General features: G+C 72.6%; 23 protein-coding genes. 14 read left to right on the top strand and 9 right to left on the bottom strand.

The window, feature by feature from the left end; all coding sequences use genetic code 11:
• Nucleotides 1–249: 249 nt before the first annotated feature.
• From ectA to thpD, 4 genes are all read left to right on the top strand, one after another.
• Complete coding sequence (gene ectA / locus ACIQ9G_RS05100; protein ID WP_403606451.1) at nt 250–789, top strand: diaminobutyrate acetyltransferase; 540 nt, start codon at nt 250–252, stop codon at nt 787–789.
• A gap of 61 nt (nt 790–850) precedes the next feature.
• Complete coding sequence (ectB, locus tag ACIQ9G_RS05095) at nt 851–2,122, top strand: diaminobutyrate--2-oxoglutarate transaminase (protein WP_403606448.1); 1,272 nt, start codon at nt 851–853, stop codon at nt 2,120–2,122.
• Between the two features lie 63 nt (nt 2,123–2,185).
• Nucleotides 2,186–2,584 carry an ectoine synthase gene (locus ACIQ9G_RS05090; RefSeq protein WP_356186756.1) on the top strand — a complete coding sequence of 133 codons (399 nt, stop codon included), beginning with the start codon at nt 2,186–2,188 and terminating at the stop codon, nt 2,582–2,584.
• 7 nt (nt 2,585–2,591) lie between these two features.
• Nucleotides 2,592–3,506: an ectoine hydroxylase gene (thpD, locus tag ACIQ9G_RS05085; RefSeq protein ID WP_403606444.1), complete on the top strand. Its 915-nt coding sequence runs from the start codon at nt 2,592–2,594 to the stop codon at nt 3,504–3,506.
• A 178-nt stretch (nt 3,507–3,684) separates the two neighbouring features.
• On the opposite strand, the gene ACIQ9G_RS05080 is transcribed toward thpD, so the two are convergent.
• The 4 genes from ACIQ9G_RS05080 to ACIQ9G_RS05065 all read right to left on the bottom strand — a co-directional run bounded on the left by ACIQ9G_RS05080 (nt 3,685) and on the right by ACIQ9G_RS05065 (nt 7,870).
• On the bottom strand, nt 3,685–4,770 hold the full coding sequence (locus ACIQ9G_RS05080) for an aminotransferase class V-fold PLP-dependent enzyme (protein ID WP_403606441.1): 1,086 nt from the start codon (nt 4,768–4,770) through the stop codon (nt 3,685–3,687).
• A gap of 80 nt (nt 4,771–4,850) precedes the next feature.
• Nucleotides 4,851–5,564 carry a DsbA family oxidoreductase gene (locus ACIQ9G_RS05075; RefSeq protein WP_403606438.1) on the bottom strand — a complete coding sequence of 238 codons (714 nt, stop codon included), beginning with the start codon at nt 5,562–5,564 and terminating at the stop codon, nt 4,851–4,853.
• A 121-nt stretch (nt 5,565–5,685) separates the two neighbouring features.
• On the bottom strand, nt 5,686–6,294 hold the full coding sequence (locus tag ACIQ9G_RS05070) for a DUF1349 domain-containing protein (protein ID WP_403606435.1): 609 nt from the start codon (nt 6,292–6,294) through the stop codon (nt 5,686–5,688).
• 46 nt (nt 6,295–6,340) lie between these two features.
• Nucleotides 6,341–7,870 (bottom strand): aldehyde dehydrogenase (NADP(+)), encoded by a 1,530-nt coding sequence (locus ACIQ9G_RS05065; protein WP_403606432.1) that lies wholly within the window; start codon nt 7,868–7,870, stop codon nt 6,341–6,343.
• Between the two features lie 163 nt (nt 7,871–8,033).
• Between ACIQ9G_RS05065 and ACIQ9G_RS05060 the strand changes: the two genes are divergently transcribed.
• Complete coding sequence (locus tag ACIQ9G_RS05060; RefSeq protein WP_403606429.1) at nt 8,034–8,807, top strand: IclR family transcriptional regulator; 774 nt, start codon at nt 8,034–8,036, stop codon at nt 8,805–8,807.
• Between the two features lie 3 nt (nt 8,808–8,810).
• Nucleotides 8,811–9,278 (top strand): GNAT family N-acetyltransferase, encoded by a 468-nt coding sequence (locus tag ACIQ9G_RS05055; protein ID WP_403606426.1) that lies wholly within the window; start codon nt 8,811–8,813, stop codon nt 9,276–9,278.
• 86 nt (nt 9,279–9,364) lie between these two features.
• Here ACIQ9G_RS05055 and ACIQ9G_RS05050 read toward each other — a convergent pair whose 3' ends face one another.
• The 3 genes from ACIQ9G_RS05050 to ACIQ9G_RS05040 all read right to left on the bottom strand — a co-directional run bounded on the left by ACIQ9G_RS05050 (nt 9,365) and on the right by ACIQ9G_RS05040 (nt 12,634).
• Nucleotides 9,365–10,816, bottom strand: a complete 1,452-nt coding sequence (locus tag ACIQ9G_RS05050; RefSeq protein ID WP_403606423.1) for an NCS2 family permease — start codon at nt 10,814–10,816, stop codon at nt 9,365–9,367.
• A 213-nt stretch (nt 10,817–11,029) separates the two neighbouring features.
• Nucleotides 11,030–11,824, bottom strand: coding sequence for an HAD family acid phosphatase (locus tag ACIQ9G_RS05045; RefSeq protein ID WP_403606420.1), 795 nt, complete (start codon nt 11,822–11,824; stop codon nt 11,030–11,032).
• Nucleotides 11,825–12,046: 222 nt separating this feature from the next.
• On the bottom strand, nt 12,047–12,634 hold the full coding sequence (locus ACIQ9G_RS05040; protein ID WP_403606417.1) for a TIGR03086 family metal-binding protein: 588 nt from the start codon (nt 12,632–12,634) through the stop codon (nt 12,047–12,049).
• Nucleotides 12,635–12,834: 200 nt separating this feature from the next.
• On the opposite strand from ACIQ9G_RS05040, the gene ACIQ9G_RS05035 reads away from it, so the two are divergent.
• From ACIQ9G_RS05035 to ACIQ9G_RS05000, 8 genes are all read left to right on the top strand, one after another.
• The gene (locus tag ACIQ9G_RS05035; RefSeq protein WP_403606414.1) at nt 12,835–14,046 is read left to right on the top strand and encodes an MFS transporter; all 1,212 of its coding nucleotides are present in this window, start codon (nt 12,835–12,837) and stop codon (nt 14,044–14,046) included.
• Nucleotides 14,047–14,140: 94 nt separating this feature from the next.
• Nucleotides 14,141–14,950 (top strand): NAD-dependent epimerase/dehydratase family protein, encoded by an 810-nt coding sequence (locus ACIQ9G_RS05030; RefSeq protein ID WP_403606411.1) that lies wholly within the window; start codon nt 14,141–14,143, stop codon nt 14,948–14,950.
• 409 nt (nt 14,951–15,359) lie between these two features.
• Nucleotides 15,360–16,130 carry a DeoR/GlpR family DNA-binding transcription regulator gene (locus tag ACIQ9G_RS05025; RefSeq protein ID WP_403606408.1) on the top strand — a complete coding sequence of 257 codons (771 nt, stop codon included), beginning with the start codon at nt 15,360–15,362 and terminating at the stop codon, nt 16,128–16,130.
• An 80-nt stretch (nt 16,131–16,210) separates the two neighbouring features.
• Nucleotides 16,211–17,581 carry an ABC transporter substrate-binding protein gene (locus ACIQ9G_RS05020; RefSeq protein WP_403606405.1) on the top strand — a complete coding sequence of 457 codons (1,371 nt, stop codon included), beginning with the start codon at nt 16,211–16,213 and terminating at the stop codon, nt 17,579–17,581.
• On the top strand, nt 17,578–18,516 hold the full coding sequence (locus ACIQ9G_RS05015; protein ID WP_403606402.1) for a carbohydrate ABC transporter permease: 939 nt from the start codon (nt 17,578–17,580) through the stop codon (nt 18,514–18,516). Before ACIQ9G_RS05020 ends, ACIQ9G_RS05015 begins: the two co-directional genes overlap by 4 nt.
• Nucleotides 18,513–19,358: a carbohydrate ABC transporter permease gene (locus tag ACIQ9G_RS05010; protein WP_403606399.1), complete on the top strand. Its 846-nt coding sequence runs from the start codon at nt 18,513–18,515 to the stop codon at nt 19,356–19,358. Before ACIQ9G_RS05015 ends, ACIQ9G_RS05010 begins: the two co-directional genes overlap by 4 nt.
• Complete coding sequence (locus ACIQ9G_RS05005; protein ID WP_403606396.1) at nt 19,355–20,344, top strand: zinc-dependent alcohol dehydrogenase family protein; 990 nt, start codon at nt 19,355–19,357, stop codon at nt 20,342–20,344. The genes ACIQ9G_RS05010 and ACIQ9G_RS05005 overlap by 4 nt, the downstream gene beginning before the upstream one ends.
• Nucleotides 20,345–20,450: 106 nt before the next feature.
• Complete coding sequence (locus ACIQ9G_RS05000; protein WP_403606787.1) at nt 20,451–21,650, top strand: TerD family protein; 1,200 nt, start codon at nt 20,451–20,453, stop codon at nt 21,648–21,650.
• Between the two features lie 110 nt (nt 21,651–21,760).
• On the opposite strand, the gene ACIQ9G_RS04995 is transcribed toward ACIQ9G_RS05000, so the two are convergent.
• Both ACIQ9G_RS04995 and ACIQ9G_RS04990 read right to left on the bottom strand, forming a co-directional pair.
• Nucleotides 21,761–23,206 (bottom strand): alkaline phosphatase PhoX, encoded by a 1,446-nt coding sequence (locus tag ACIQ9G_RS04995; RefSeq protein WP_403606393.1) that lies wholly within the window; start codon nt 23,204–23,206, stop codon nt 21,761–21,763.
• A gap of 827 nt (nt 23,207–24,033) precedes the next feature.
• Entirely contained in the window at nt 24,034–25,458 is a 1,425-nt protein-coding gene (locus ACIQ9G_RS04990; protein ID WP_403606390.1) for a hypothetical protein, read from the bottom strand.
• Nucleotides 25,459–25,606: the final 148 nt, after the last annotated feature.

Genomic DNA, 25,606 nt, shown 5'->3' with positions numbered 1-25,606 from the left:
CCGTTCTCCGCTCCTCAAACGCAAAGATTCTGCGAACGTCGACACATGTAATTCGGTGAGATCTCGTGCGGATTGCGTCACTGTGACACACTCCACAGGAGCGCACTTTTGTCCGGGAATCCCCAGGCAAACCGCCACATAAGGCGGCCCGACGCGCGGACGGGCGCTCGCGCGATAACACAGGCACCGGAGTTATGTAACCCCGAAAGGCGATGCATTTTTCAATTGCCCTCGGTAAGTTCAATTTGCATGACTGCCGCACAAGCAGACCTGCACGCCCCCCACGCCGAATTGCCGGAGACCCCCCGCATCGAGCGTCCCGCCGTCGCCGACGGCGCCGCGCTGTGGCGGCTCGCGAAGGACTCCGGGACGCTGGACCTGAACTCCTCGTACAGCTATCTGCTGTGGTGCCGGGACTTCGCCGCCACATCGGCGGTGGCGCGCGGGGCCGACGGCGAGCCCGTCGGCTTCGTCACCGGGTACGTGCGGCCGGACCGCCCGGACACCCTGCTCGTGTGGCAGGTGGCCGTCGACTCCGCGTACCGCGGCCAGGGCCTGGCCGCCAAGCTGCTGGACGCGCTCACCGCCCGGGTCGCCGCCGAGCGCGGGCTGACGTCCGTCGAGACCACGATCACCCCGGGCAACACCGCCTCCGAGCGGCTGTTCACCTCGTACGCCGCCCGCCACGGCGCCACCGTCGAGCGCGAGGTCCTGTTCGCGACCGAGCGGTTCCCGGACGGCCCGCACGACCCCGAGGTCCTCTACCGCATCGGCCCGCTCTCCTTCTGACCTGGCCGGCCCCCAGCATCTCCCCACCCCACCCCCCTCACGCACCGAGGAGCGATTCGCCGTGACCATCACCCAGCCCGACCTGAGCGTCTTCGAGACCGTGGAGTCCGAGGTGCGCAGCTACTGCCGCGGCTGGCCCACCGTCTTCGACCGCGCGCGCGGCAGCCGCATGTACGACGAGGACGGCCACGAGTATCTCGACTTCTTCGCGGGCGCCGGCTCCCTGAACTACGGCCACAACAACCCCGTCCTGAAACGCGCGCTGATCGACTACCTGGAGCGCGACGGCGTCACCCACGGGCTCGACATGTCGACCACCGCCAAGCGCACGTTCCTGCAGACCTTCCAGGACCTGGTGCTGCGGCCGCGCGACCTGCCGTACAAGGTGATGTTCCCCGGCCCGACCGGCACCAACGCGGTGGAGTCCGCGCTGAAGCTGGCGCGGAAGGTGAAGGGGCGCGAGGCGATCGTGTCGTTCACCAACGCGTTCCACGGCATGTCCCTGGGCTCCCTCGCCGTCACCGGCAACGCCTTCAAGCGGGCCGGCGCCGGCATACCGCTGGTGCACGGCACGCCGATGCCGTTCGACAACTACTTCGACGGCCAGGTGCCGGACTTCCTGTGGTTCGAGCGGCTGCTCGAGGACCAGGGCTCCGGTCTCAACAAGCCCGCCGCGGTGATCGTGGAGACCGTGCAGGGAGAGGGCGGCATCAACGTCGCCCGGCCCGAGTGGCTGCGCGCCCTCAAGGACCTCTGCGAGCGGCAGGACATGCTGCTGATCGTCGACGACATCCAGATGGGGTGCGGCCGCACCGGGGCCTTCTTCTCCTTCGAGGAGTCCGGGATCGTCCCCGACATCGTCACGGTCTCGAAGTCGATCAGCGGCTACGGCCTGCCGATGTCGCTGTGCCTGTTCAAGCCCGAGCTGGACGTCTGGGAGCCGGGCGAGCACAACGGCACCTTCCGCGGCAACAACCCGGCGTTCGTCACCGCCGCGGCCACCCTGGAGGCGTACTGGACCGACGGGGCCGCGATGGAGAAGCAGACCCGCGCCCGGGGCGAGCAGGTCGAGCAGTGGCTCATAGCGATCACCGAGGAGAACCTCGCCGACGTCAAGGAGTACCGCGGCCGCGGCCTGGTGTGGGGCCTGGAGTTCCACGACAAGGACCGCGCGGAGCGGGTCGCGCGGCGCGCCTTCGACCTCGGGCTGCTGGTCGAGACCTCCGGCCCGGAGAGCGAGGTCCTCAAGATGCTCCCCGCCCTCACCATCACCCCCGAGGAGCTGGACGAGGGTCTGAAGATCCTCGCCCGCGCCGTCCGCGAGACCGCGTGAGCCGCTGAGCAGGCCCACGCGGGTCCACGCACACACACCCCGATCAAGGAGGCACGCAACACCGTGATCGTCCGTTCGTTCAAGGACATCGAAGGCACCGACCGGCACGTGAAGGCAGCGTCCGGCACCTGGGAGAGCAAGCGCATCGTCCTGGCCAAGGAGAAGGTCGGCTTCTCCGTCCACGAGACGATCCTGTACGCGGGTACGGAGACGTCGATGTGGTACGCCAACCACATCGAGGCCGTGGTCTGCGTCGAGGGCGAGGCCGAACTGACCGACCGCGAGACCGGGAAGACGTACACGATCACTCCCGGAACCATGTACCTCCTGAACGGGCACGAGCGGCACACGCTGCGTGTCAAGGAGGACTTCCGCTGCATCTGCGTGTTCAACCCGCCTGTCACCGGACGGGAGGACCACGACGAGAACGGCGTCTACCCGCTGCTGACCGAGGAGGTGTGAGTTCACCGTGACCACCGCGACGACACAGACGAACCCGACCGCCGTCACCGACCTCTACCCCACCCGGGGCGCAAAGGAGGTGGCCGTCCCCCGCCAGGACCCGGTCCTGTGGGGCGCGCCCGACACGCCCGGCCCGATCTCGGCCGCCGACCTCCAGGGGTTCGAGCGCGACGGCTTCCTCGCCGTCGATCAGCTGATCACCGCCGACGAGGTGGACGTCTACCGGCGTGAGCTGGAGCGGCTGGTCGCCGACCCGGCGGTCCGCGCCGACGAGCGCTCGATCGTCGAGCCGAAGTCCCAGGAGATCCGCTCGGTCTTCGAGGTGCACCGGCTCAGCGAGCTGTTCGAGGCCCTGGTGCGCGACGAGCGGGTCGTGGGCCGGGCCCGGCAGATCCTCGGCTCGGACGTCTACGTCCACCAGTCCCGGATCAACGTCAAGCCGGGCTTCGGGGCCAGTGGCTTCTACTGGCACTCGGACTTCGAGACCTGGCACGCGGAGGACGGTCTGCCGAACATGCGGACGGTGTCCGTCTCGATCGCGCTGACCGAGAACCTCGACACCAACGGCGGCCTGATGATCATGCCGGGGTCGCACAAGACGTTCCTCGGCTGCGCGGGTGAGACGCCGAAGGACAACTACAAGAAGTCGCTGCAGATGCAGGACGCGGGCACGCCGTCCGACGAGGCGCTGACCGAGCTGGCCGGCGAGCACGGCATCCGGCTGTTCACCGGCAAGGCCGGTTCCGCGACCTGGTTCGACTGCAACGCCATGCACGGCTCCGGCGACAACATCACGCCGTTCCCGCGCAGCAACGTCTTCATCGTGTTCAACAGTGTGGAGAACACGGCGGTGGAGCCGTTCGCGGCGCCGATCCGGCGGCCGGAGTTCATCGGGGCGCGGGACTTCACGCCGATCCGGTGAGACGAGTCGGCCGGGGTGCGGGGGTCGCCCCCCGGGAGACACGGCATCGGGGCGCGGGACTTCTCGCCGATCCGGTGAGATGAGACGGCCCGGGACCTCACTCCGGTGAAGCGACCGCGGGCCGACAGACCGGCCGGGGCCTCCTCGTGTGGGACGGGAGGCCCCGGCCGGTCTGTGTTCACCCGGCCAGTACGTCCAGCAGCCGGTCCACGTCGGCGGACGTGTTGTACAGGTGGAAGGCGGCCCGCAGACAGCCCGCGCGGTCGGACACCTCGATGCCCGCCTCACTCAACCCGCCCTGCCGGTGGCCGAGTCCGGGCACGGAGACGATCGGCGAGCCCGGCGCGGGCACCGACTGGTGGCCGAGCGCCGTGAGACCGGCACGGAACCGGTCGGCGAGGGCCAGGTCGTGGGCGCGTACGGCGTCCGGGCCCAGTTCCTCCAGGAGTTCCAGGGAGCGGCGGGCGCCGGCGTAGGAGAAGAGGGCGGGGCTCTCGTCGAACCGCCGTGCCGAGTGGGCGAGTTCCTCCACCGGCCCGTAGCAGCTGTCCCAGGGGCGTTCGCCCGCGACCCAGCCGGCGAACAGCGGGCGGAGATCGCCGAGGTCGTCCGGGACGGTCAGGAAGGCCACGCCCCGCGGACAGAGGAGCCACTTGAAGCCGACGGCGGAGACGTAGTCGTACGCGTCCGCGTCGAGGTCCAGCCAGCCCGCGGCCTGGGAGGCGTCGACGTACGTGCGCGCCCCGTGCTCGCGCGCGGCGGCGGTGATCGCGGGCAGGTCGGCGACGCGGCCGTCCGCGGACTGCGCGGCGCTCACCGCGACCAGCGCCGTGCCGGGCCGCACCGCCTCGGCGACCCGCTCCAGGGGCACACCGCGCACCTTGAGGTCGCCGCGGACGTGGAAGGGGTTCACCACCGAGCTGAAGTCGCCCTCGGCGGTGACGACTTCGGCGCCCGCGGGCAGCGAGGCGGCGATCAGCCCGCTGTAGACGGCGACCGAGGCGCCGGCCGCCACCCGGCGGGCGGGGACCCCGGTCAGCCGGGCGAAGGAGGCGCGGGCCGCCTCGACGTCGGCGAACATGTCGGTCGGCTGCCCGGCGGCCGCCGCCTCCACGGCGGTGCGCAGGGCGGCGACGGTCCGCCGCGGCGGCAGCCCGGTGCTCGCGGTGTTCAGGTAGGTGTTCTTCGGGGCGAACTCGGCACGGACGAGGCTCTCGAAGGTCTCCATGGGACCACTGTGGGGTCCCGGGAAGCCGCAGTCCATTGCCGAGGTGTACGTGGTTTCCCCAAGCAGCGCTTATGCGTAGGCCCTGACCTGCGGCTCGCCGTCGTCCGCGGACGGGCTCAGGGGCGCGGCACCGCGCAGCCGTCCGGGCCGCAGGCGTCCGCGTCGCCGTCCTGGACCGGCGTCAGCGGGGAGCGCTCGCCCCAGGCCTGGTCCAGTGCCCGGGCGAAGACCTCGGCGGGCTGGGCCCCGGACACGCCGTAGGCGCGGTCGAGGACGAAGAACGGCACGCCGGTGGCCCCCAGTCGCGCCGCCTCCTGCTCGTCGGCGCGGACCTCGTCGGCGTAGGCGGCGGGGTCGGCGAGCACCTCGCGGGCGGCGCCCGCGTCGAGACCGGCGGCGACGGCCAGTTCCACCAGCCGCTCGTCGTCGCCGAAGACGGACCGCTCCTCGGCGAAGTTCGCCCGGTACAGCGCGTCCAGCAGCTCGCTCTGCCGGCCGTGCTCCTTGGCGAGGTGCAGCAGCCGGTGCATGTCGAAGGTGCTGCCGTGGTCGCGGTCGCGGGTGCGGTACGCCAGGCCCTCGGCGGCGGCCTGCCGGCCCAGGTTCTCCTCGCCGGCCCGCGCCTGCGCCTCGCTCATGCCGTACTTCGCGGTGAGCATGGCGATCACCGGCTGGATGTCGTCCTTGGCGCGGTGCGGGTCCAGCTCGAAGGAGCGGTGCACCACCTCGACCCGGTCACGGTGCGGGAAGGCCGCGAGTGCCTTCTCGAAGCGGGCCTTGCCCACATAGCACCAGGGACAGGCGATGTCCGACCAGATCTCGACGCGCATGCTTCTCGGCTTCCCCACGGTTCGTACGGGCACGGAGGCTCCCTCCGCCGGGTGCATGAACGTTCAAGCAGCCGGGTTCATTCCCCGGGCGCCCTGCCGTGTCCTGCCGTGCCGGGAGGGCTCAGCTGCCGTCCCGCAGGTCGGAGGGCCAGGCCGGGCGGAACTCGATGTGGTCGTAGGTGACCACGCAGCCCTCCCCCAGCGGCGACTGGGTCATGAAGCCGACCAGGGCCGCGCCCGACTCCTCCTCCCCGCCCAGGGTGAACAGGCGGACGAAGGTCCAGCGCGCGCCGTCGCGGGAGGCGTGGAAGGCGAAGGCGCGGCCGGTGCGGCTCACCCGCAGCCAGACCGAACTGCCCTCGACCGTGAAGGCGTTGGCGTCGTCGGAGTGCCCCCGGGTGACCACGGTGCAGACGGCGGGCACGTCCGGGGAGTACTCCAGGCACAGCTTGGCCCAGGCCCGCTCGCCCACGTGGACGTAGAGGACACCGGCGTCGAAGGACGCGTTGAAGCCGACGGTGACCCGGGCGATCAGCTGGAAGTCGCCCTCCGGCGCCCCGAGCAGCCGGGGCGCGTCGGCGGCGGGGTCCAGCGCGTCTCCGGTGGGCGGCACGAACCGGTCCTGCCGGGGCCCGGCCCACCCGCTGAGGATCCCGTCCTCGAAGGACCAGTGGCCGTCGGGGCCGTAGGTGCGCAGGGGGAAGGGAAGTACGGGCAGTTCTACGTCCATGCGCAGAGTTTCCCAGCCTCCCCCGCGCCCCGCGGCCCCGGGGTGTTCAGTGCTCGCGGCGGCCGTTGAACCGGCGCGGCAGACCCAGCGGGTTGTCGTCCCGCAGCTCCGCCGGCAGCAGCGCCTCGGGGGCGTCCTGGTAGGCGACGGGACGCAGCCAGCGCTCGACGGCCGTGCCGCCCACGGAGGTGGAGGTGGACGTCGTCGCCGGGTACGGGCCGCCGTGGTGCTGGGCCGGGGCGACGGCGACGCCCGTCGGCCAGCCGTTCACCACCACGCGTCCGGCGAGCGGCGTCAGCTCGGCGAGCAGTGCGGGACCCCGCCCTTCGCCCGCCGCCTCCTCGGCCGAAAGCTGCACCGTCGCGGTGAGGTTGCCGGGCAGCCGGGACAGCACGGCCGCCGCCTCGCTCTCGTCCTCGTACCGGGCGAGGACGGTCACCGGTCCGAAGCACTCCTCCAGGAGCAGGTCGTGGGCGCCCTCGGCGGCCAGCCTGCTCGCCGGGACCGTCAGGAAGCCCGCGCTGACCGAGTGCTCCCCGCCCGCGCCGGGGGTAACCGGCGACTCCACCTCGGGCAGCCCGGCCCGCTCGGCGATCCCGGCGAGGAAGTTGTCGCGCATCCGGTGGTCGAGCAGGACCCCGGCCTCGGTGTCGCTGACGGCGTCCGTCAGGGACTTCAGCAGCCGGTCGCCCGCCGCGCCCGACGGGGCCAGCACGAGCCCCGGCTTCACGCAGAACTGCCCGACGCCCAGTGTCATCGACCCGGCCAGCCCGGCGCCGATGGCCTCCGCCCGCTCGGCGGCGGCGGCCTCGGTGACCAGGACCGGGTTCAGCGACCCCAGTTCACCGTGGAACGGGATCGGCACCGGGCGTGCGGCGGCCGCGTCGAAGAGCGCCCGCCCGCCCCGGACCGACCCGGTGAAGCCCGCGGCGGCGACCAGCGGATGCCGGATCAGCTCGAGGCCCGCCTCGAAGCCGTGCACGAGACCGAGGACGCCCGCCGGGACGCCGTGCCGTGCCGCCGCGTCCCGCAGCACCCGGGCGACCAGCTCGGACAGCGCCGGGTGGTCGGGGTGCGCCTTGACGACGACCGGGCAGCCGGCGGCGAGCGCGCTCGCGGTGTCGCCGCCGGCGACCGAGAAGGCGAAGGGGAAGTTGGAAGCCGAGTAGACGGCGACGACGCCCAGCGGCACCTTGTAGCGGCGCAGGTCCGGGACCGGCGGGGTCGCGGTGTCGTCGGGGTGGTCGATGATCACGTCGAGGAAGGCGCCCTCCTCGACGATGTCCGCGAAGGAGCGCAACTGGTGGCAGGTCCGGGCGAGTTCACCGGTGAGCCGGACCGGTCCGAGCGCGGTCTCGGCGTCGGCGGCCTCGACGAGGCGGTCCTTCGCGGCCTCGAGACGGTCCGCGGCGGTGCGCAGGAACGCCGAGCGGACGGCCCGGTCGGCGAGCGCGGCACGCGCCTCGTGCGCGACACGGACGGCGGCGTCCACCTCCTGGGCCGTGGCCTCCACCGCAACCTGTTCACGCTGCTTCCCGGTACGGGGGTCGACACTCCAGACTGGGGCTGCTGCCACCGCGAGTCCCTCCACAAGTCGTGCCGCGGCACTCGGCCGCAACTTCCGGCCGCGTCGGCGGTATTCGGGTCACCCACCAGGGGCGTTCGATATACTGAACGCCGTCTCTGATGATGAATACGCCTCGGAGACTATTTCCCGTCGAACGAAGGGGTCAAGGGCGATGTCGGCAGCCGAGACAGGCGGCGGGGCGCAGGTCAAGTCCGCGGTGCGGACCGTGGAACTGCTCGAGTACTTCGCCGGCCGGCCCGGAATGCACTCCCTGGCGGCGGTCCAGGAGGCCGTCGGCTATCCCAAGTCCAGCCTCTACATGCTCCTTCGCACCCTGGTCGAACTGGGCTGGGTGGAGACCGACGCGACGGGCACGCGCTACGGCATCGGCGTCCGGGCGCTGCTGGTCGGCACCTCCTACATCGACGGGGACGAGGTGGTCGCGGCGGCCCGTCCGACGCTGGACCGGCTGTCGGACGACACCACCGAGACGATCCACCTGGCCCGCCTGGACGGCACCAACGTCGTCTACCTCGCCACCCGCCAGTCGCAGCACTACCTGCGCCCCTTCACCCGGGTCGGACGGCGGCTGCCCGCGCACTCCACCTCCCTGGGCAAGGCGCTGCTGAGCACGTACACCGACGAGCAGGTCCGCGAGATGCTGCCGGAGACGCTGGCCGCGCTGACCGAGAACACGATCACGGACCGCGAGAAGCTCATCGAGGAGCTGCACCGGATCCGCGAGCAGGGCTTCGCCGTCGACCGCGAGGAGAACACGCTCGGGCTGCGCTGCTTCGGCGTGGCGGTCCCCTACCGCACCCCGGCCCGGGACGCGATCAGCTGCTCGGTCCCGGTGGCGCGTCTGACCCCCGCGCACGAGCAGATGGTGAAGGATGCCCTCTTCGACGCCCGTGACCGCCTGACGCTCGCCACCCGGAGGCTCTGAGAGATGCAGATCGTGCTCCGCGAGGTCCACGACAGCGACCTGGCCGTGTTCTTCCGGCAGATGAACGACCCGGAGTCCGCCCGGATGGCCGCCTTCGGCCCGAAGGACCCGGCCGACCGGGACGCCTTCGACGCCCACTGGAGGAAGATCCGCGCCTCCGCCGACGTGCCGCGCACGATCCTGGCCGACGGGGACGTGGTCGGCAGTACGGCGGTGTACGGCGAGCCGGGCGAGCGCGAGGTCACCTACTGGGTGGACCGCGCGTACTGGGGCCGGGGCATCGCCACGGCCGCGCTGCGCGCCCTGCTGGCACAGGTCCCCGAACGCCCGCTGTACGCACGGGCGGCCGCGGACAACGCCGGCTCGCTGCGGGTCCTGGAGAAGTGCGGGTTCCGCCGGACCGCGCGGGCCAGGGGGTTCGCCCAGGCCCGCGGCGAGGAGATCGACGAGGTCGTGCTGGTCCTGAAGTAGGTGCGTGTGGAGGGCGGTCCGAAGGGGCCGCCCCCCACGGCTCGAAGGGGGCCGCCCCCACGGCTCGAAGGGGCGGCCCCCACAGCTCACTTCACGCCCAGCAACTGCTCCACCGGGTCGATCGCGAAGTACAGCAGGAACAGCGCCGAGACGCCCCACAGCAGCCAGTTGACCTCCTTGGCCTTGCCGAGGACGGTCTTGATGACGACGTAGGACAGGAAGCCGGCGCCGATGCCGTCGGTGATGGAGTACGTGAACGGCATGGCGGCGATGGTGAGGAACGCCGGGATGGCGATCTCGTAGCGGTCCCACTCGATGTGCTTGACGTGGGTCATCATCAGGAAGCCGACCGCGATCAGGGCGGGTGCGGCGGCCTGGAGCGGGACGATGGTCAGCAGCGGGGCGAGGAAGAGCGCGAGGCCGAACAGACCGCCGGTGACCAGGTTGGCGAGGCCGGTGCGGGCGCCCTCGCCGACGCCGGCCGCGGACTCGATGTAAGCGGTGTTCGAGGAGGCGGAGCCGACACCGCCGGCGATCGCGGCCGCGCCGTCGATGAACAGCACACGGCCGATGCCCGGCACCTGCCCCTGCTCGTCTAGCAGGCCCGCCTCCGCGCTGATGCCGACGATGGTGCCCATCGCGTCGAAGAAGTCCGAGAGGATCAGGGTGAAGACCAGCAGGACGACGGTGAGCGCGCCGGTCTCGCCGAAGGCGCCGAACAGGCTGAAGTGACCGACGAGCCCGAAGTCGGGGCTGGCGACGATCGTGTCGGGCACCTTCGGGGTGGTCAGGCCCCAGCTCTTGACGTCCGCGAGGGCGTTGATGACGATCGCCACCACCGTCATCGTCACGATGCTGATCAGGATGGCGCCCTTGACCCTGCGGGCGACCAGCGCGATGGTCAGCAGCACGCCGAGGCAGAAGACCAGCACGGGCCAGCCGGTGAGCCGGCCGACGGCGCCGAGCTGCACCGGGACGGTGGTGTTCGCGGCGTCGGGGATGCGGCTGACGAACCCGGCGTCGACGAAGCCGATGAACGCGATGAACAGGCCGATGCCGACGCCGATGGCCTGCTTGAGCTGTTGCGGGATGGCGTTCATGATCGCCTCGCGCAGTCCGGTGAGCACCAGGACGCAGATGACGACGCCCTCGATGACGACGAGGCCCATCGCGTCGGCCCAGCTCATCAGCGGGGCGAGCTGGAAGGCGACGACCGCGTTCAGGCCGAGGCCGGCGGCGATGGCGAGCGGCAGATTGCCGCCGACGCCCATGATGACGGTCATCACGCAGGCCACCAGCGCGGTGGCGGTGACGAGTTGGCCGGTGTCCAGTTGGTGGCCGAACTTGTCCTTGGCGCTGCCCAGGATGATCGGGTTCAGGACGAGGATGTAGGCCATGGTGAAGAACGTGGCGAGGCCGCCGCGTATCTCCCGGCCGAAACTGGACCCCCGTTCGGAGATTCTGAAATACCGGTCGAGACCGCCTGCCGCGGGGGGCGCGGCACTTGGCCGGTCGGTCACCTTCTGTGTTTCGGACATGGCTGGTGCTCCTCGGTGCCTGAACGGTAGGTGTGCGGATGATGGCTGGATTGTGCACCCGCCAAACCTGTTTTCGGGTTCTCCGTGTGTTACGGAATCCGGCACACCCCGCCGGGCTCCCGGGGCCCGCGGGTCCGCGCGCGCGATCGCCCCCGCCGGTGACGACCGGCGGGGGCGATGGCGGAGTCGGCGGACTCGGTGGGAACCGGCCGGCTAGCTGACGAAGTACGTCGGGTTGGGCAGCTTGTACGTCCGGTCGGCGTACCCGCCGTCGAGGTCCGAGTACTGGTCGCCGAAGTTGGCGACGATCTCGTAACCGAGGTCCTCGATGTGCTTGCGGGTGCCGGACTTGTACTGGACGGTGGTGCAGGTCCAGGTGCCCGGCGTGGCGCAACCGCTCAGGTAGGCGGGCGGGTTGGCCTTGTCCTTGAGGAACATGTGGTCGGCGTCGAGGTTCACGTCGGCGCCGATCTTCTTCAGGTTCTCCACCGCGGCGGAGCGCTGCGCCTCGCTCAGGCCCGAGTTGTAGAAGACCTCGACGCCCTTCTTCTCGGCGTACTGCACGAGCTCGGGGCTGCCGAACACCGCCGGGCGGTCGGCCCTGTTCACGTAGTCGGCCCACGTGGTGGGGTTGTACGTGTAGTTGTACCGCTTCTCGTAGTCGAGGCTGAGGAGCAGCGTGTCGTCGATGTCGAACACGACGGCCGGCTTCTCGCCCCGGTGGTGGGCCTTGCGGGCGGCCTTGTCGATGTAGCTCCTGGCGTCGGCGTCGATGTGCGCGAGGTCCTGGGCGTACGGGCTGTCCGGGGACGCCTGGTAAACGCCGTTGCTGTCGGCCGCCGTGCCGTAGTAGGTGTCGATGTCCTTGACCAGGAGCCCTATGTTGTAGGGCTCGTGGGTGGAGTTGGCCGTCGACTGACCGGCCGTGGCCGCACCGGCGCCGTAGAGGGCGGCACCGGCTATGGCACAACTGGCGGCGATCGCCGCCGCTCTGAGGGACTTCCGCATGGAATCTCCGGATCTGGATGGTGAGTGATGCACCAGCTCACGCACTGTCTACGCGCATCACAAACCCAATGCGAGGACCTTTATCCGATCGATACGCAAATCCGTCCGGCGTTCAACTGCCGTGCCCCTGCCCAGGACCGGGCGTTCACACCCCCGGCCGACCGCACCCGTCGGGCCGGCCGGACGGGTGCGGTCGGCCCGCGCCGGGGTCCGGCACCCGGTTCACGGCTTCCAGCCAGGGTCCCGCCCGCTGAGCCCCACGGTCCGGTCCAGCAGCGGGGCGTCCTCGGGGACGGCCACGACGGGACCGAACGGGCCGTCGCCACGGTCCAGGCCGTCGGCCGCGGCACGCAGGAATCCGTACGACGCCTCCACCGCGGCCGGGTCGGGCACGTACTCCTGGCCGGTGGCGCGGGCCAGGTCCCAGCCGTGGACCACCAGTTCGTCGGCGGCGACGGCACCGGCGACCGCGCCGGGGAGGCCGATGCCGCCCGCGCGGGTCGCACCGGTCCAGGCGGCCGGGTCGCGCCACGCCTCGGCGAGCGCGTCGAGCACCTCGGGCAGTTCCTCGCGCCAGCCGGGCCCGATGTCCGGCACGGCGGCGTCCGGCCTGGTGTCCGTCGTCCCGCCCAGGTCCTTGCGGGCCGCGTCCCGTAAGGCCACCGCCAGTCCGAGCAGATGCCCCAGCAGATGGCGCACCGCGTAGTCCGGGCACGGCGTCACGGCGGCGAGCTGCTCCTCACGCACCCCCTCCGCCAGTCGGGCCACGACCCGTGTCTGCGGTCCGAGGTCGAGGACGGTGTCGGTCATGGGCTGCTCCTTGCCTCTCGGGTGACTGCCTTCCTGAAGTAGACCCGCGGCCGCCGCGGAACTCATCGGTGACGGGGCCGCGGGGGCACACCTCCGGCGCATTGCCGATCGGAGACGGCCGGCCGGCGCGGCGGCGGTGCGCGGAAATAGGGCGTCCGACCGATCCGCCCGGGCGGGACTCAGCACCACGGTCGTCGGGTATGACGACGTATTCCCGGTCCCTGGTGCGGGTGCTGCGCGATCGCGAGGCGGGGCTGTGCCTGGCGGCGGTGGTGGTCTCCGGCTTCGGCACGTCGGCGCTCTCGCTGGCGTCGGCCGTGTGGGTCAAGGACCTCACCGGCTCCAACGCGCTCGCCGCGCTGTGCCCGCTCGCCCTGTGGGCCCCCACCCTGGCCGGCCCGCCGCTCGGCACGCTCGCCGACCGCACCCGCCGCAGGCCCCTGCTGATCGCCGTGAACCTGCTGCCGGCGGCGCTCCTGCTCCTGCTGTGCGCCGCCGGCTCCCCGGGCCGCACCTGGCTGCTCCTCGCCGTCCTGTTCGGCTACGGCGCCGCCGGCACCGTGCACGACGCGGCGGAGTCGGCACTGGTCGGCGCCGCGGTGGGCCCCGCGCTGCTCGGCGACTTCAACGGGCTGCGGACGACCGCCACCGAGGGCATGAAACTGCTGGCCCCCCTGGTCGGCGCGGGCCTGTACGCGGCGTACGGCGGTCCGGCCGTCGCCCTGGTGGACGCGGCCACGTTCGTGCTCGCCGCGGGCCTGTACGCGCTGCTGCGCGTCCACGAGGAGCCATCGGGCGGACCCGCGCGTTCCTGGCGCGAGCGGACCGCCGAGGGCGCCCGCCGGCTGTGGGCCGCCCCGCGGCTGCGGCGGCTCGTCCTGGCCGGGGGCGCCACCATGTTCTGCGCCGGCCTGAACGGCGCGCTGCTCCAGGCCGTCGTGGACGGCCTCGGCCGGCCCGCGGGATACGCCGGTGTGCTGTACGCCGTGCAGGGGGCCGGGTCGGTCGCGGTCGGGCTCGTCTCCGGGGCCGCGCTGCGCCGTCTGGGCGAGGCGGGGTTCGCGGTGTACGGCATCGCCCTCACCGGTGCCGGGGTGGCCGCGCGGGCGGTCCCGTACGACGCGGTGGCCCTGGCGGGCAGCGCGGCGATCGGCGCGGGTCTGCCCTGCGCGCTGATCGCCGCCTTCACCGCCGTGCAGCGGGAGACGCCCGGCGAGCTGCTGGGCCGTGTGGCCGCCACGGCCCGCACGATCGTCCTGGCGCCGACCGTGGCCGGGCTGGCGGTGGGGGCCGCGCTGGTCGAACACGTCGGCCGCGGGACGCTGTTGCTTCTGACGGGTCTGACGCTGCTGGTGACGGCGGCGGCGCTGCGTAAAGGGGCAGCGGATCTCACGACTGCGCGCGACACTTGACGCGGTGCGGGGCCCCGCTCACAGCGTGTCCACGCAGATGAATCTCGTCCATGCATACGGTTCAAAGGCCGCCGATGACGCAAGGAGACCGAGGATGCCCGCTCCCCGCACCGTTCTGCTCACCGGAGCCGCCGGCGGGATCGGCACTTTGATGCGGGACTTGCTTCCGGACCACGGCCACGCGCTGCGCCTGCTCGACGTCCGGCCGATCGAGGAGGAGCCGGACGCGATCACCGCGGACCTCGCCGACCGGGACGCCCTGCGCGAGGCGGTCCGGGGCGTGGACGCGATCATCCATCTGGCGGGCATCCCCGTGGAAGCCCCGTTCGGGAAGATCCTCAGGGTCAACGTCGAGGGCACCTACAACCTGTACGAGGCGGCCCGCGAGGAGGGCGTCCGACGCATCGTGTTCGCCTCCTCCAACCACGCGGTGGGCTGCACCCCGCGCCCGGGGGACGACGACCCGCTGATCCCGGTGGGCACCCCGCACCGCCCGGACACCTTCTACGGCCTGTCGAAGTCCTTCGGCGAGGATCTCGCCCAGCTCTACTGGGACAAGCACGGCCTGGAGACGGTCTCGGTGCGGATCGGCTCCTGCATCGCGGAGCCGACCGACGTGCGGATGCTCTCGATCTGGCTGAGCCCCGGCGACTGCGCCCGCCTCTTCCACGCGGCCCTGACCGCCGAGCACGTCGGCCACACCGTCGTCTACGGCTCCTCCGCCAACACCCGCCTGTGGTGGGACCTGTCGACCGCGCGGGCGCTGGGCTACGAGCCCCGGGACGACTCCGAACCGTACGCCGGGAAGCTGATCGCCGAGCAGGGCGAGCTGGACTCCGGGAACCCGGCACACGCCCGCCTCGGCGGCGAATTCGTGACCGACCCGCCGATCTGGCCGTACTGACGGCGCGGGGCGGCGCACGGGAAGCCCGGGGCGGCGCACTGGAGGCCCGGGGCGGCGCCGGGGGGTGGCGCGGGGGCAAGCGCGCACGAGGCCCGGGGCGGCTCGCGACGAGGCGGAGGGCGGCTCGCGGGGCGGCCGGGCGCGGCGTGAAACTGTCGTTCGCGGCGGCGGGCGGGCACCGAACGGGCCCGCCCGCCGCCGCGTTCGGGCACCGCCCCGGCCCGATCCCACCCGCGGGCACACCGCCGCGCAGGTCCGGGACGGGCGCGCCGCCCCGCGATCGGGCACATACGGGCAGCATCGGTTCCGCAACAGGCCTGGTCCGTGCCGCACACCCGCTGTAGAACTTTCCCCCGAGGGCCCCACCGGGCCCGAACGGGCAGCGCAGCAGGGAGAGCGGGTGTCGGCCGTGAGCGCGAGGACGGCGGAGGAGCGTCAGCGGGAGATCGTGCGGGTGGCCCGCGCCACCGGCGCGGTCGACGTCACCGCGCTCGCCGCCGCGCTGGGCGTGGCCAAGGAGACCGTACGGCGCGACCTGCGCGCCCTGGAGGACCACGGACTGGTCCGCCGCACCCACGGCGGCGCCTACCCGGTGGAGAGCGCCGGCTTCGAGACGACGCTCGCCTTCCGCGCCACCAGCCACGTCCCCGAGAAGCGCCGGATCGCCGCCGCGGCGGCCGAGCTGCTCGGTGACGCGGAGACCGTCTTCGTCGACGAGGGCTTCACCCCGCGGCTCATCGCCGAGGCGCTGCCGACGGACCGGCCGCTGACCGTGGTCACCGCGTCCCTGCCCGTCGCGGCGGCCCTCGCCGAGACCGAGAACGTCTCGGTGCTGCTGCTCGGCGGCCGGGTCCGCGCGGGCACGCTGGCGACCGTCGACCACTGGACGACGAAGATGCTCGCCGGCTTCGTCCTCGACCTCGCCTACATCGGCGCCAACGGCATCTCCCGCGAGCACGGCCTGACCACGCCCGACCCCGCCGTCAGCGAGGTCAAGGCACAGGCGATGCGCGCGGCGCGGCGAACCGTCTTCGCGGGGGTGCACACCAAGTTCGGCGCGGTCAGCTTCTGCCGGTTCGCGGAGGTCGGCGCGCTGGAGGCGATCGTGACGAGCACCCTGCTCCCGGCGGCCGAGGCCCATCGCCACGCCCTGCTGGGCCCGCAGGTCATCCGGGTCTGATTTCTCGAACTCACCTGCCACGCAGGGGTTTTCCGCGCCGAGGAGCACCCCTTATCCACCTATTCGTCCAGGAGTGATCCATGCGAACCCAGAGCCGACGGCGGCCGCGAGCGACGCTCGCCCTGGCCGCCGCAGGGACGCTGCTCGCCCCGCTGCTCTCCGGCTGCTGGGTCGGAGCGGGCGGGGCCGGGTCCGGCGGCGACTCGATCAACGTCCTGATGGTCAACAACCCGCAGATGCTGGAGCTGCAGAAGCTCACCGCCGCGCACTTCACCAAGGAGACCGGCATCAGGGTGAACTTCACCGTGCTGCCGGAGAACGACGTCCGCGACAAGATCAGCCAGGACTTCGCCAACCAGGCCGGCCAGTACGACGTCGCCACCCTGTCCAACTACGAGATACCGATCTACGCCCGCAACGGCTGGCTGCACGAGCTGGACCCGTACGTGGCCCGGGACCCGGCCTTCGACCAGCGGGACATCCTGAAGCCGATGCGCGAGTCGCTCACCGCCGGCGACGGCAGGCTCTACGGCGAGCCGTTCTACGGCGAGTCGTCGTTCCTCATGTACCGCAAGGACGTGTTCGCGGCGAAGGGCCTGCGGATGCCCGCCCGCCCCACCTGGCGCCAGGTGGCCGACCTCGCCGCGAAGGCGGACGGCGCCCGGCCCGGGATGCGGGGCATCTGCCTGCGCGGACTGCCCGGCTGGGGCGAGCTGGCGGCCCCGCTGACGACCGTGGTGAACACCTTCGGCGGCACCTGGTTCGACAAGGACTGGAAGGCGCGCCTGGACTCCCCCGAGTTCGAGAAGGCGACGAAGTTCTACGTCGGCCTGGTGCGGGCGCACGGCGAGTCCGGCGCCGCCCAGTCCGGGTTCGCCGAGTGCCTCAACAACATGACCCAGGGCAAGGTCGCCATGTGGTACGACGCCACCTCGGCGGCCGGCTCCCTGGAGGCGGCGGGCTCCCCCGTCGAGGGCAGGATCGGCTACGCCCCCGCACCGGTCGAGCGGACGTCGTCCTCGGGCTGGCTCTACACCTGGGCCTGGGGCATCCAGAAGGCGTCCCGCAACCCCGGCAAGGCCTGGAAGTTCGTCTCCTGGGCCTCCGGCAAGGGCTACGAGCAGCTCGTCGGCGACCATGCCGGCTGGTCCGACGTCCCGGCCGGCAAGCGCGCGTCGACGTACGCGAACCCCGCCTACCGCAAGGAGGCCGCCGCCTTCCAGGAGCGGACGAAGGACGCCATCGAGAGCGCGCGGCCCGGCGACCCGGGCGTGCAGCCGCGGCCCGCGCCCGGCATCCAGTTCGTCGGCATCCCCGAGTTCACCGATCTCGGCACCAAGGTCTCCCAGGAGATCAGCGCGGCCGTCGCCGGACGCCAGTCCGTCGAGGCGGCCCTGAGGAAGTCCCAGAAGCTCGCCGCGAAGATCTCCGAGGAGTACGAGGGACGATGACGGCCACGACCACCGCACCGGTTTCCGCCGCTGCCGCCCGCGCGCCGCGCCCGCCCTCGCCACGGCTGCGCGCCTGGGCCACCCGGGCCCCGCTGCTGCCCGCGCTCGTTTTCATGATCGCCGTGACCCAACTCCCCTTCGTGGCCACGCTGGTGATCTCCTTCTTCGACTGGAACGCCCTCTATCCCAAGGCCCGCCACTTCACCGGCGTCGGCAACTACCGTCAGGTGCTCACCGACCCCGGTCTGCGCCACTCGGTGTGGACGACCGTGCTGCTGACGGTGGCGGTGGTGCTGGCGAGCCTGGTGCTGGGGCTGCTGCTCGCCCTGCTCCTGGACCGGAGGTTCCCCGGCCGCGGGGCGGTCCGCACCCTGCTCGTCGCGCCGTTCCTGGTGGTGCCGGTGGCCGCGGCACTGCTGTGGAAGCACGTGCTCTACAACCCCGAATACGGCCTGTTCAACGGCCTGTTGCACTACGTCGGCGGGCCGCAGCCCGACTGGATCTCGACCACCCCGCTGCTCGCCGTCGAGGCCTCGCTGGTGTGGCAGTGGACACCGTTCATGATGCTGATCCTGCTGGCCGGGCTGCAGAGCCGGGACCAGCAGCAGATCGAGGCCGCGCGGGTGGACGGCGCGAGCGACTGGCAGATCTTCCGCCATCTGACACTGCCGCACCTGCGCCGCTACCTCGAACTCGGTGCCCTGCTCGGCTCGATCTACATCGTGCAGAACTTCGACGCCGTCTTCACCCTCACCTCCGGCGGCCTGGGCACCGCCAACCTGCCCTACACCGTCTACCAGAGCTTCTACCAGGCCCACGAGAACGGCCTCGCGTCCGCCGCGGGCGTCCTGGTGGTCATCGGCTCGATCGTCATCGCGACCTTCGCCCTGCGCGTGGTGTCGTCCCTGTTCCGCGAGGAGGTGTCCCGCGCATGAGTACCCTCGCCCCGCGCCCCCGGAGCCGCCGTGGCCCGGTCCTCGGCCTGGCGGCCTGGCTGGCCGGCGTCGTCTTCTTCCTGCCCATCGCCTGGATGGCCCTGACGTCCTTCCACTCGGAGACCGACGCGGCTGCCGACCCGCCGTCCTTCGCGGCCGCGCTGACCCTGGACGGCTACCGGGAGTTCTTCGGCACCGGCGGCGGGGCGAGCCCGTGGCCCGCACTCGTCAACTCCACGGTGGCGTCCGTGGTGTCCACCGGCTGCGTCCTGCTGCTCGCCCTCCCGGCGGCGTACGCGCTGTCGATCCGGCCGGTGCGCAAGTGGACCGACGTGCTGTTCTTCTTCCTGTCCACCAAGATGCTGCCGGCCGTGGCGGGCCTGCTGCCGATCTACCTCTTCGCCCGGAACGCCGGGATGCTGGACAACATCTGGCTGCTGGTCGTGCTCTACACCGCGATGAACCTGCCGATCGCGGTGTGGATGATGCAGTCCTTCCTCGCCGAGGTGCCGGTGGCGGTGATCGAGGCCGCGCGGGTGGACGGAGCGCGTCTGCCGACCGTCCTGGCCCGGGTGGTCGCGCCCATCGCCCTGCCGGGCATCGCCGCGACCGCCCTGATCTGCTTCATCTTCAGCTGGAACGAACTGCTCTTCGCCCGGGTGCTCACCGGCGTGGTCGCCGAGACCGCACCCGTCTTCCTGACCGGCTTCATCACCAGCCAGGGCCTGTTCCTGGCCAAGGTGTGCGCCGCGTCGCTGGTCATCTCCCTGCCGGTGCTCGCCGCGGGGTTCGCCGCCCAGGACAAACTGGTCCAGGGCCTGTCGTTGGGAGCCGTGAAATGAAGGCCGCCGTCATCGAGTCCGTGGGCCGCGCCGTCGTGACCGAGGTCCCGGACCCGGCGCCGGGGCCCCGCGAGGTGGTCGTGGAGGTGGCGGCCTGCGGACTGTGCGGCACGGACCTGCACATCCTGCAGGGCGAGTTCGCGCCCGAGCTGCCGATCGTGCCCGGTCACGAGTTCGCCGGCGAGGTGGTCGGCGTCGGCAGGCGGGTCACGGAGGTGTCGGTCGGCGACCGGGTGGCGGTGGATCCCTCGCTGTACTGCCACGAGTGCCGGTACTGCCGCACCGGCCACAACAACCTGTGCGAGCGCTGGGCCGCGATCGGTGTGACCACCGCGGGCGGCGCCGCCCAGTACGCGGTGGCCCCCGTGGCGAACTGCGTGCGGCTGCCCGAGCACGTCCGCACCCAGGACGCGGCGCTGGTGGAACCGCTGTCGTGCGCGGTGCGCGGCTACGACGTGCTCCGCGCGCGCCTCGGCGCGCACGTCCTGATCTACGGCTCCGGGACCATGGGGCTGATGATGCTGGAGCTGGCCAAGCGGACGGGCGCGGCGAGCGTGGACGTCGTCGACGTGAACCCGGCGCGGCTGGAGACGGCGCGCCGGCTCGGCCTCTCGGCGTCCGCGGCGAACGCGGACGAGCTGGACCGGCCGCGGGGCTGGGACGTGGTGGTGGACGCGACCGGCAACGCGGCGGCGATCCAGGACGGACTGGACCGGGTCGCCAAGGCGGGCACGTTCCTCCAGTTCGGCGTGGCCGACTACGCGACCCGGGTGACGATCGACCCGTACCGGATCTACAACCACGAGATCACGATCACCGGGTCGATGGCGGTGCTGCACAGCTTCGAGCGGGCGGCCGAGCTGTTCGCGAACGGGGTGCTGGACCCGGAGGTCTTCATCAGCGACCGCGTTCCGCTGGAGCGGTACCCGCAGGCGCTGGAGCAGTTCGCGGCGGGGGTGGGCCGGAAGATCGTGGTCGTGCCGTAGGCGAGGCGGGGGACGCGGGCCGGGGGGGGCGTGGCGAGCCGCGCCGGACGCGCGCAGGGTAAGGGAACGGTAAAGGGGGTTTGTTCGTTCTCCCGGCATGACAGCTATGACCCCCGGCTCGAACATCCCTCTCTCCGCCGCCCGCGTGACGGTGGACGTCGCCGCCCCGGTGCGGCTCGACGTATCGGGCCTGCTGCTCACCGCCGACGGCAAGGTGCGCTCCGACGACGACTTCATCTTCTACAACCAGCCCACCGGACCCGGTGTGACCTACCGCTCGGGCGGCGGCACGGCGCCCGACGCGATCACCGTGGACACCACCGCCGTCCCGCCGGGCATCGAGAAGATCGTCGTCACCGCCAGCCCGGACGCGGCGGGCCAGACCTTCCAGGGCATCGAGCCGACGGCCACCCTGCGCGACGCGGACGGCGGCGCCGTCCTGGCCACCTTCACGCCCCCGCGGCTCGGCACCGAGACCGCCCTGGTGGTCGTGGAGATCTATCTGCGGGGCGGCCAGTGGAAGGCCCGCGCCGTCGGCCAGGGGTACGCCGACGGGCTCGCGGGCATCGCGACCGACTTCGGCGTCACGGTGGAGGAACCGGCCGCGCCGCCCGCCCCCGCCGTCCAGGCGCCGGCGCCGCCCACCGCGCCGCCGCAGCCGGCCGCGCCGGTCACCGCTCCCCCGGCACCGGCCGCACCGCCCGCCGCCGCCCCCGCTCCCGGCGCCGGGAAGGTCAACCTCGACAAGGGCCGGGTCAGCCTGCAGAAGAACCAGACGGTGTCCCTGGTCAAGGGCGGTCGCCCGCTGCTGTCCCAGGTCAAGATGGGCCTCGGCTGGGAGCCCGCGTTCCGCGGCGCGGACATCGACCTGGACGCCTCCGTCATCGCCTACGGCCCGCAGCGCAACCACCTCGACAGCTGCTACTTCGGCAAGCTGACCATCCTGAACGGCGCGGTCAAGCACTCCGGCGACAACCTCACCGGTGAGGGCGCGGGCGACGACGAGGTGATCGTGGTCGACCTCGGGCGCATCCCGCAGGAGGTGACCGGCCTGGTCTTCACGGTGAACTCCTTCTCCGGGCAGAAGTTCACCGAGGTCGCCAAGGCGTACTGCCGTCTGATGGACGCGGCCACCGGCGAGGAGCTCGTCCGCTTCGACCTCACCCACGCCGAGGCGCAGACCGGGGTGATGATGGCCAAGCTCGTCCGGCAGTTCTCCGGCGAGTGGGAGATGACCGCCATGGGCGACTTCGTCAAGGCCCGCACCGTACGCAACATGGTGAAGCCGGCGGCGCAGGCGCTGTAGGGGGACTCCCCGGGGCGGGCGCCCTCGACCGGAGGGCGCCCGCCCCCTTACCGGGCGGGCGCGCTCCGGACGCCGCGGGCCGGGCGGGCGAATCGGTTCTCGGGGGGAATTCAGCCGCGCTGCTGGCGCTTCCAGGGGCCCGTGACGGCGACCATGATGCCCGGCTCCTGGATGTTGGCGAACAGGGTGCGCCCGTCGGGCGAGAAGGTGACGCCGGTGAACTCGCTGTACTCGGGCTCCTGTTCGGTGCCGATGTTCAGGTCGTTGCGGGCGATCGGGTAGGTACGGCCGCTGTCGGTGGCGCCGAACAGGTGCTGCACGCCCTCGCCGTCCTCGGCGATGACGAGACCGCCGTACGGGGAGACGGTGATGTTGTCCGGGCCGTCGAAGGCGCCGTCCTCGGCCGGGTCCGGGTTGACGCCGAAGAGGACCTTGAGGGTGAGCGTGCGGCGCTTGGGGTCGTAGAACCAGACCTGGCCGTCGTGCTGGACCGGGCTCTCCGCACGGGCGAAGGAGGAGACGATGTAGGCGCCGCCGTCGCCCCACCACATGCCCTCCAGCTTGCGGGCGCGGGTGATCTGGCCGTCGGTGAACTGCTTGCGCGTGGGGACCGTCTTCGCGTCGCGGTCGGGGACGTCGACCCAGTCGACGCCGTACACGGTGCCGGTCTTCGTGGCGCGGGAGAGGTCGTCGACGAACTTGCCGCCGGAGTCGAAGCACTTGAAGGCCTGCAGGCGGCCCGCGTCGTCGGCGAGGGTGCGCAGCATGCCGCGGCCGTGCCGGAAGCCCTCCGGCGGGGTCCAGCGGTAGAGCAGGCCGTTGGGGCCGGAGGCGTCCTCGGTGAGGTAGAGGTGGCCCCGCTTGGGGTCCACCACCACGGCCTCGTGCGCGTACCGTCCCAGGGCCTTGACGGGCCGGGGGTCGCGGTTGGCGCGCCGGTCCTGGGGGTCGACCTCGAAGACGTACCCGTGGTCCTTGGTCATGCCGTTCTGGCCGGCCTTGTCCTCGGTCTCCTCGCAGGTCAGCCAGGTGCCCCAAGGCGTGCTGCCGCCCGCGCAGTTGGTGGAGGTGCCGGCGATGCCGACCCACTCGGCGACCTGGTCGCGGCGGACCTCGACGACGGTGCAGCCGCCGGAGGCGGCCGGGTCGTAGACCAGGCCCTCGGTCAGCGGCACGGGGTACTTCCAGTTCGCGCGCGGGCCCTTGAGCTCGTGGTTGTTGACCAGGAGGGTCGCGCCGCGCGGGCCCTCGAAGGTGGCGGTGCCGTCGTGGTTGGAGGGCGTGGACTCGCCGGACTCCAGCCTGGTCTCCCCGGTCCGGGTGATGATCCGGTACGAGAAGCCGGCGGGCAGGGCCAGGATGCCCTTCGGGTCGGGGAGCAGCGGCCCGTAGCCGACGCCGCCGTGCGCTGCCGCCGTCTCCTCACCGGCGCTGCCGGTCTCGGCGGAGGCGAGGGCGTTCGGCGCGGTGGCGAGGGCGCCGACGCTGCCGGCCAGGGCGACTCCGGCGCCGGTGAGGGCGGAGTTCCTCGCGAAGTCCCTGCGGGTGAGCGACATGGTGTCTCCTGTGACGGTGTCAGAGCCGTGGAGGGGCGACGGCCTCGTCCCGGCGCAACCGTCCCGCCCGCCGCTGAACAGGAGTTGAACGCCACCCGACTTCACCGGGCTCCGTTCCATGAATCCGTATACAAGAACCCACGAGAGGCAAAAGCCCGGACCCTGGCCCGGGTCCCGCGCCGACACGATCACCGGCGCGGGAGCCGGACCCGTCGGGACGGGAACTGGACCGCAGGCGCACGGAGATACGCGCGCCTGCGCCCGACCTGCGCCGCGCCTACGCCGGGCCCGCGCCGCGTCTCCGCCAACCCTGCGACGCGCCATCGCCGGACCCACCTCCCCGCCGGGCCCACACCCGCCCGCGCCGGCCCCGCCTCGCGTCCTCGCCGTGCCGACGCCGCGCCCGCGCCGGGCCCACGTCGCGTCCCCGCCGGGCCGACGTCTCGCCTGCGTCAGGCCCGCGCCGGGCCTTCGCCGGCCCTGCGCCCGCGCCATCGCCGGACCCCCGTCCTCGCCGGGCCCACACCCCGCCCACGCCGGGCCTGCCTCGCGTCCTCGCCGTGCCGGCGCGCGCCTGCACCGAGCCCGCGCGAGCCCGCGCCGCGCGCACGCCGGGCCCGCGCCGCGTCTCCGCCAACCCTGCGACGCGCCATCGCCGGACCCACCTCCCCGCCGGGCCCACACCCGCCCGCGCCGGACCCGCCTCGCGTCCCCGCCGGGCCGACGCCGCGCCCGCGCTGCACCCGCGCCGGGCCCACGTCGCGTCCCCTCAGGGCCGACGCCGCACCTGCGCCGGGCCGTCGCCGCGCCTTCTCGCCGGAGAGGCCTCAGCCCCCGTGCGCGGAGCGCGCCTTGAAGGCGGCCTTGCGGGCCTCCTTGGCCACCTTCTTGTCCGGGTGCAGCCGCCCCATCGCCTCCAGCACGTCCGCCGTGGCGGGATGGTTCACCCGCCAGGCCGCCGCGAAGAAGCCGCTGTGCTGCCGGGCCAGCCCCTCCACCAACGCCTGGAGCTCGGCCGAGTTCCCCTCGGCCGCGAGCTGCGCGGCGAGCGTGTCGACGGTCAGCCAGAACACCATCTCCTCGGGCGGCGCCGGCACGTCGGCGGCGCCCTGTTCGGTCAGCCAGACCCGCGCCAGCCCGCCCAGCTCCGCGTCGCCGAGCACCTCCCGCAGCGCCGGCTCGGCCTGCGCCCCCACCAGGGACAGGGCCTGCTGGCAGCGCAGCCGCCGCAGCGGCGCCCCGGCGTCGCCACCGCGCGCCGCCGCGAGCAACTCCCGTGCCGCGCCAAGGGCTTCGCGGCGCGCGAGCCAGTGCTCGGTCTCCGCCTGCGCGGCCGCGGGCGGGAAGTGGGCCGTGCCGTCGAGCAGCGCGTCGGCTCCCTTGTCCGCGAGGTCCCCGACCGCCGGGGCCTCGAACCCGGCCTCCAGGAGCCGGGACCGCAGTCCGTACCGCCCGAGGGGCGTCAGCCGCACCATGCCGTAGCGGGCGACGTCCATCTCGTCGTCCGGCGCCGACGGCTCCTCCTCGGCGTCCGCCATGAGCTCCTCGTCCACCGGCCGGTACTCCACCAGGCCGACCGGCTCCAGCAGCCGGAACTGGTCGTCCAGCCGCATCATGGCGTCGGACACCTGCTCCAGTACGTCGTTCGTGGGCTCACCCATGTCACTGGGCACGATCATGGAGGCGGCCAGCGCCGGAAGCGGCACCGGGCCCTCGCCGGGCCCGTCCTCGCCGACCGTCAGCAGGTACAGGTTGCCGAGCACCCCGTCGAGGAACTCCGCCTCGCCCTCGGGGTCCCAGTCCAGCGACGAGAGGTCGACCGTGCCGCCCCCCTCCATCGCGTCGACGAGGTCCTCCAGGTCCGGCACGCTCGCGTCGGCCAGCACCGTCTCCAGCGCCCCGCGCCAGACGGTGAGCACGTCGTGCGGCGAACCGGCGAGCAGGCCCAGGCCGTCCCCGGCGGCGACGGTGCCCGCCTCCTCGTCGGTGATCTCGACGAGGCCGGTGTCGAGGGCGACCCGCCACGCCTCGCTCGCCGAGGCCGCCGCGTCGTCCCCGCTCAGCCCGAGCGCCTCGGCCGCGGCGGGCAGCTGCTCGTCCACGAGTCCGCCGCCGGCGTCGACGCGGGTGGCCGGCCCGGCCCAGCGGGCGAGCTTCGCGGCCCGCGACAGCAGTGGAGTGGCGAGCGCGTCCCGGGCCAGCTCCGGTTCGGAACTCAGCCGCACCGGCGGCAACGGGGACCTGTCTGACATCGGCTGGTTCTCCTAGGGCGCCTTGAGGGCCGTACGACCGTCGGAACACCGTACGACCACCCGCGGGGACGGCCTACGGCTCAACCGCTCAGCCTAGACGGATTTCCACCCATGCCGCCCGGTTCATCTCCCCGACAGCCGTCATACA

Source organism: Streptomyces sp. NPDC096152, from assembly GCF_044763235.1.
In the GTDB taxonomy this organism is placed as follows: domain Bacteria; phylum Actinomycetota; class Actinomycetes; order Streptomycetales; family Streptomycetaceae; genus Streptomyces.
Note: the sequence above shows the minus strand (reverse complement) of the source record. Positions and strands in the feature narration are given on the sequence as shown.

Excerpts from the sequence above, each read along its gene's own strand:
- ectA (WP_403606451.1), top strand. The coding sequence starts at position 250 with ATGACTGCCGCACAAGCAGACCTGCACGCCCCCCACGCCGAATTGCCG.
- ACIQ9G_RS05070 (WP_403606435.1), bottom strand. The coding sequence starts at position 6,294 with ATGGACGTAGAACTGCCCGTACTTCCCTTCCCCCTGCGCACCTACGGC.
- ACIQ9G_RS05000 (WP_403606787.1), top strand. The coding sequence starts at position 20,451 with ATGACCCCCGGCTCGAACATCCCTCTCTCCGCCGCCCGCGTGACGGTG.
- ACIQ9G_RS05055 (WP_403606426.1), top strand. The coding sequence starts at position 8,811 with ATGCAGATCGTGCTCCGCGAGGTCCACGACAGCGACCTGGCCGTGTTC.
- ACIQ9G_RS05020 (WP_403606405.1), top strand. The coding sequence starts at position 16,211 with ATGCGAACCCAGAGCCGACGGCGGCCGCGAGCGACGCTCGCCCTGGCC.
- ACIQ9G_RS05045 (WP_403606420.1), bottom strand. The coding sequence starts at position 11,824 with ATGCGGAAGTCCCTCAGAGCGGCGGCGATCGCCGCCAGTTGTGCCATA.
- ACIQ9G_RS05030 (WP_403606411.1), top strand. The coding sequence starts at position 14,141 with ATGCCCGCTCCCCGCACCGTTCTGCTCACCGGAGCCGCCGGCGGGATC.
- ACIQ9G_RS04995 (WP_403606393.1), bottom strand. The coding sequence starts at position 23,206 with ATGTCGCTCACCCGCAGGGACTTCGCGAGGAACTCCGCCCTCACCGGC.
- ACIQ9G_RS05075 (WP_403606438.1), bottom strand. The coding sequence starts at position 5,564 with ATGCGCGTCGAGATCTGGTCGGACATCGCCTGTCCCTGGTGCTATGTG.
- ACIQ9G_RS05040 (WP_403606417.1), bottom strand. The coding sequence starts at position 12,634 with ATGACCGACACCGTCCTCGACCTCGGACCGCAGACACGGGTCGTGGCC.
- ACIQ9G_RS05005 (WP_403606396.1), top strand. The coding sequence starts at position 19,355 with ATGAAGGCCGCCGTCATCGAGTCCGTGGGCCGCGCCGTCGTGACCGAG.
- ACIQ9G_RS05035 (WP_403606414.1), top strand. The coding sequence starts at position 12,835 with ATGACGACGTATTCCCGGTCCCTGGTGCGGGTGCTGCGCGATCGCGAG.
- ACIQ9G_RS05015 (WP_403606402.1), top strand. The coding sequence starts at position 17,578 with ATGACGGCCACGACCACCGCACCGGTTTCCGCCGCTGCCGCCCGCGCG.
- ACIQ9G_RS04990 (WP_403606390.1), bottom strand. The coding sequence starts at position 25,458 with ATGTCAGACAGGTCCCCGTTGCCGCCGGTGCGGCTGAGTTCCGAACCG.
- ACIQ9G_RS05050 (WP_403606423.1), bottom strand. The coding sequence starts at position 10,816 with ATGTCCGAAACACAGAAGGTGACCGACCGGCCAAGTGCCGCGCCCCCC.
- ACIQ9G_RS05080 (WP_403606441.1), bottom strand. The coding sequence starts at position 4,770 with ATGGACTGCGGCTTCCCGGGACCCCACAGTGGTCCCATGGAGACCTTC.
- ACIQ9G_RS05010 (WP_403606399.1), top strand. The coding sequence starts at position 18,513 with ATGAGTACCCTCGCCCCGCGCCCCCGGAGCCGCCGTGGCCCGGTCCTC.
- ACIQ9G_RS05060 (WP_403606429.1), top strand. The coding sequence starts at position 8,034 with ATGTCGGCAGCCGAGACAGGCGGCGGGGCGCAGGTCAAGTCCGCGGTG.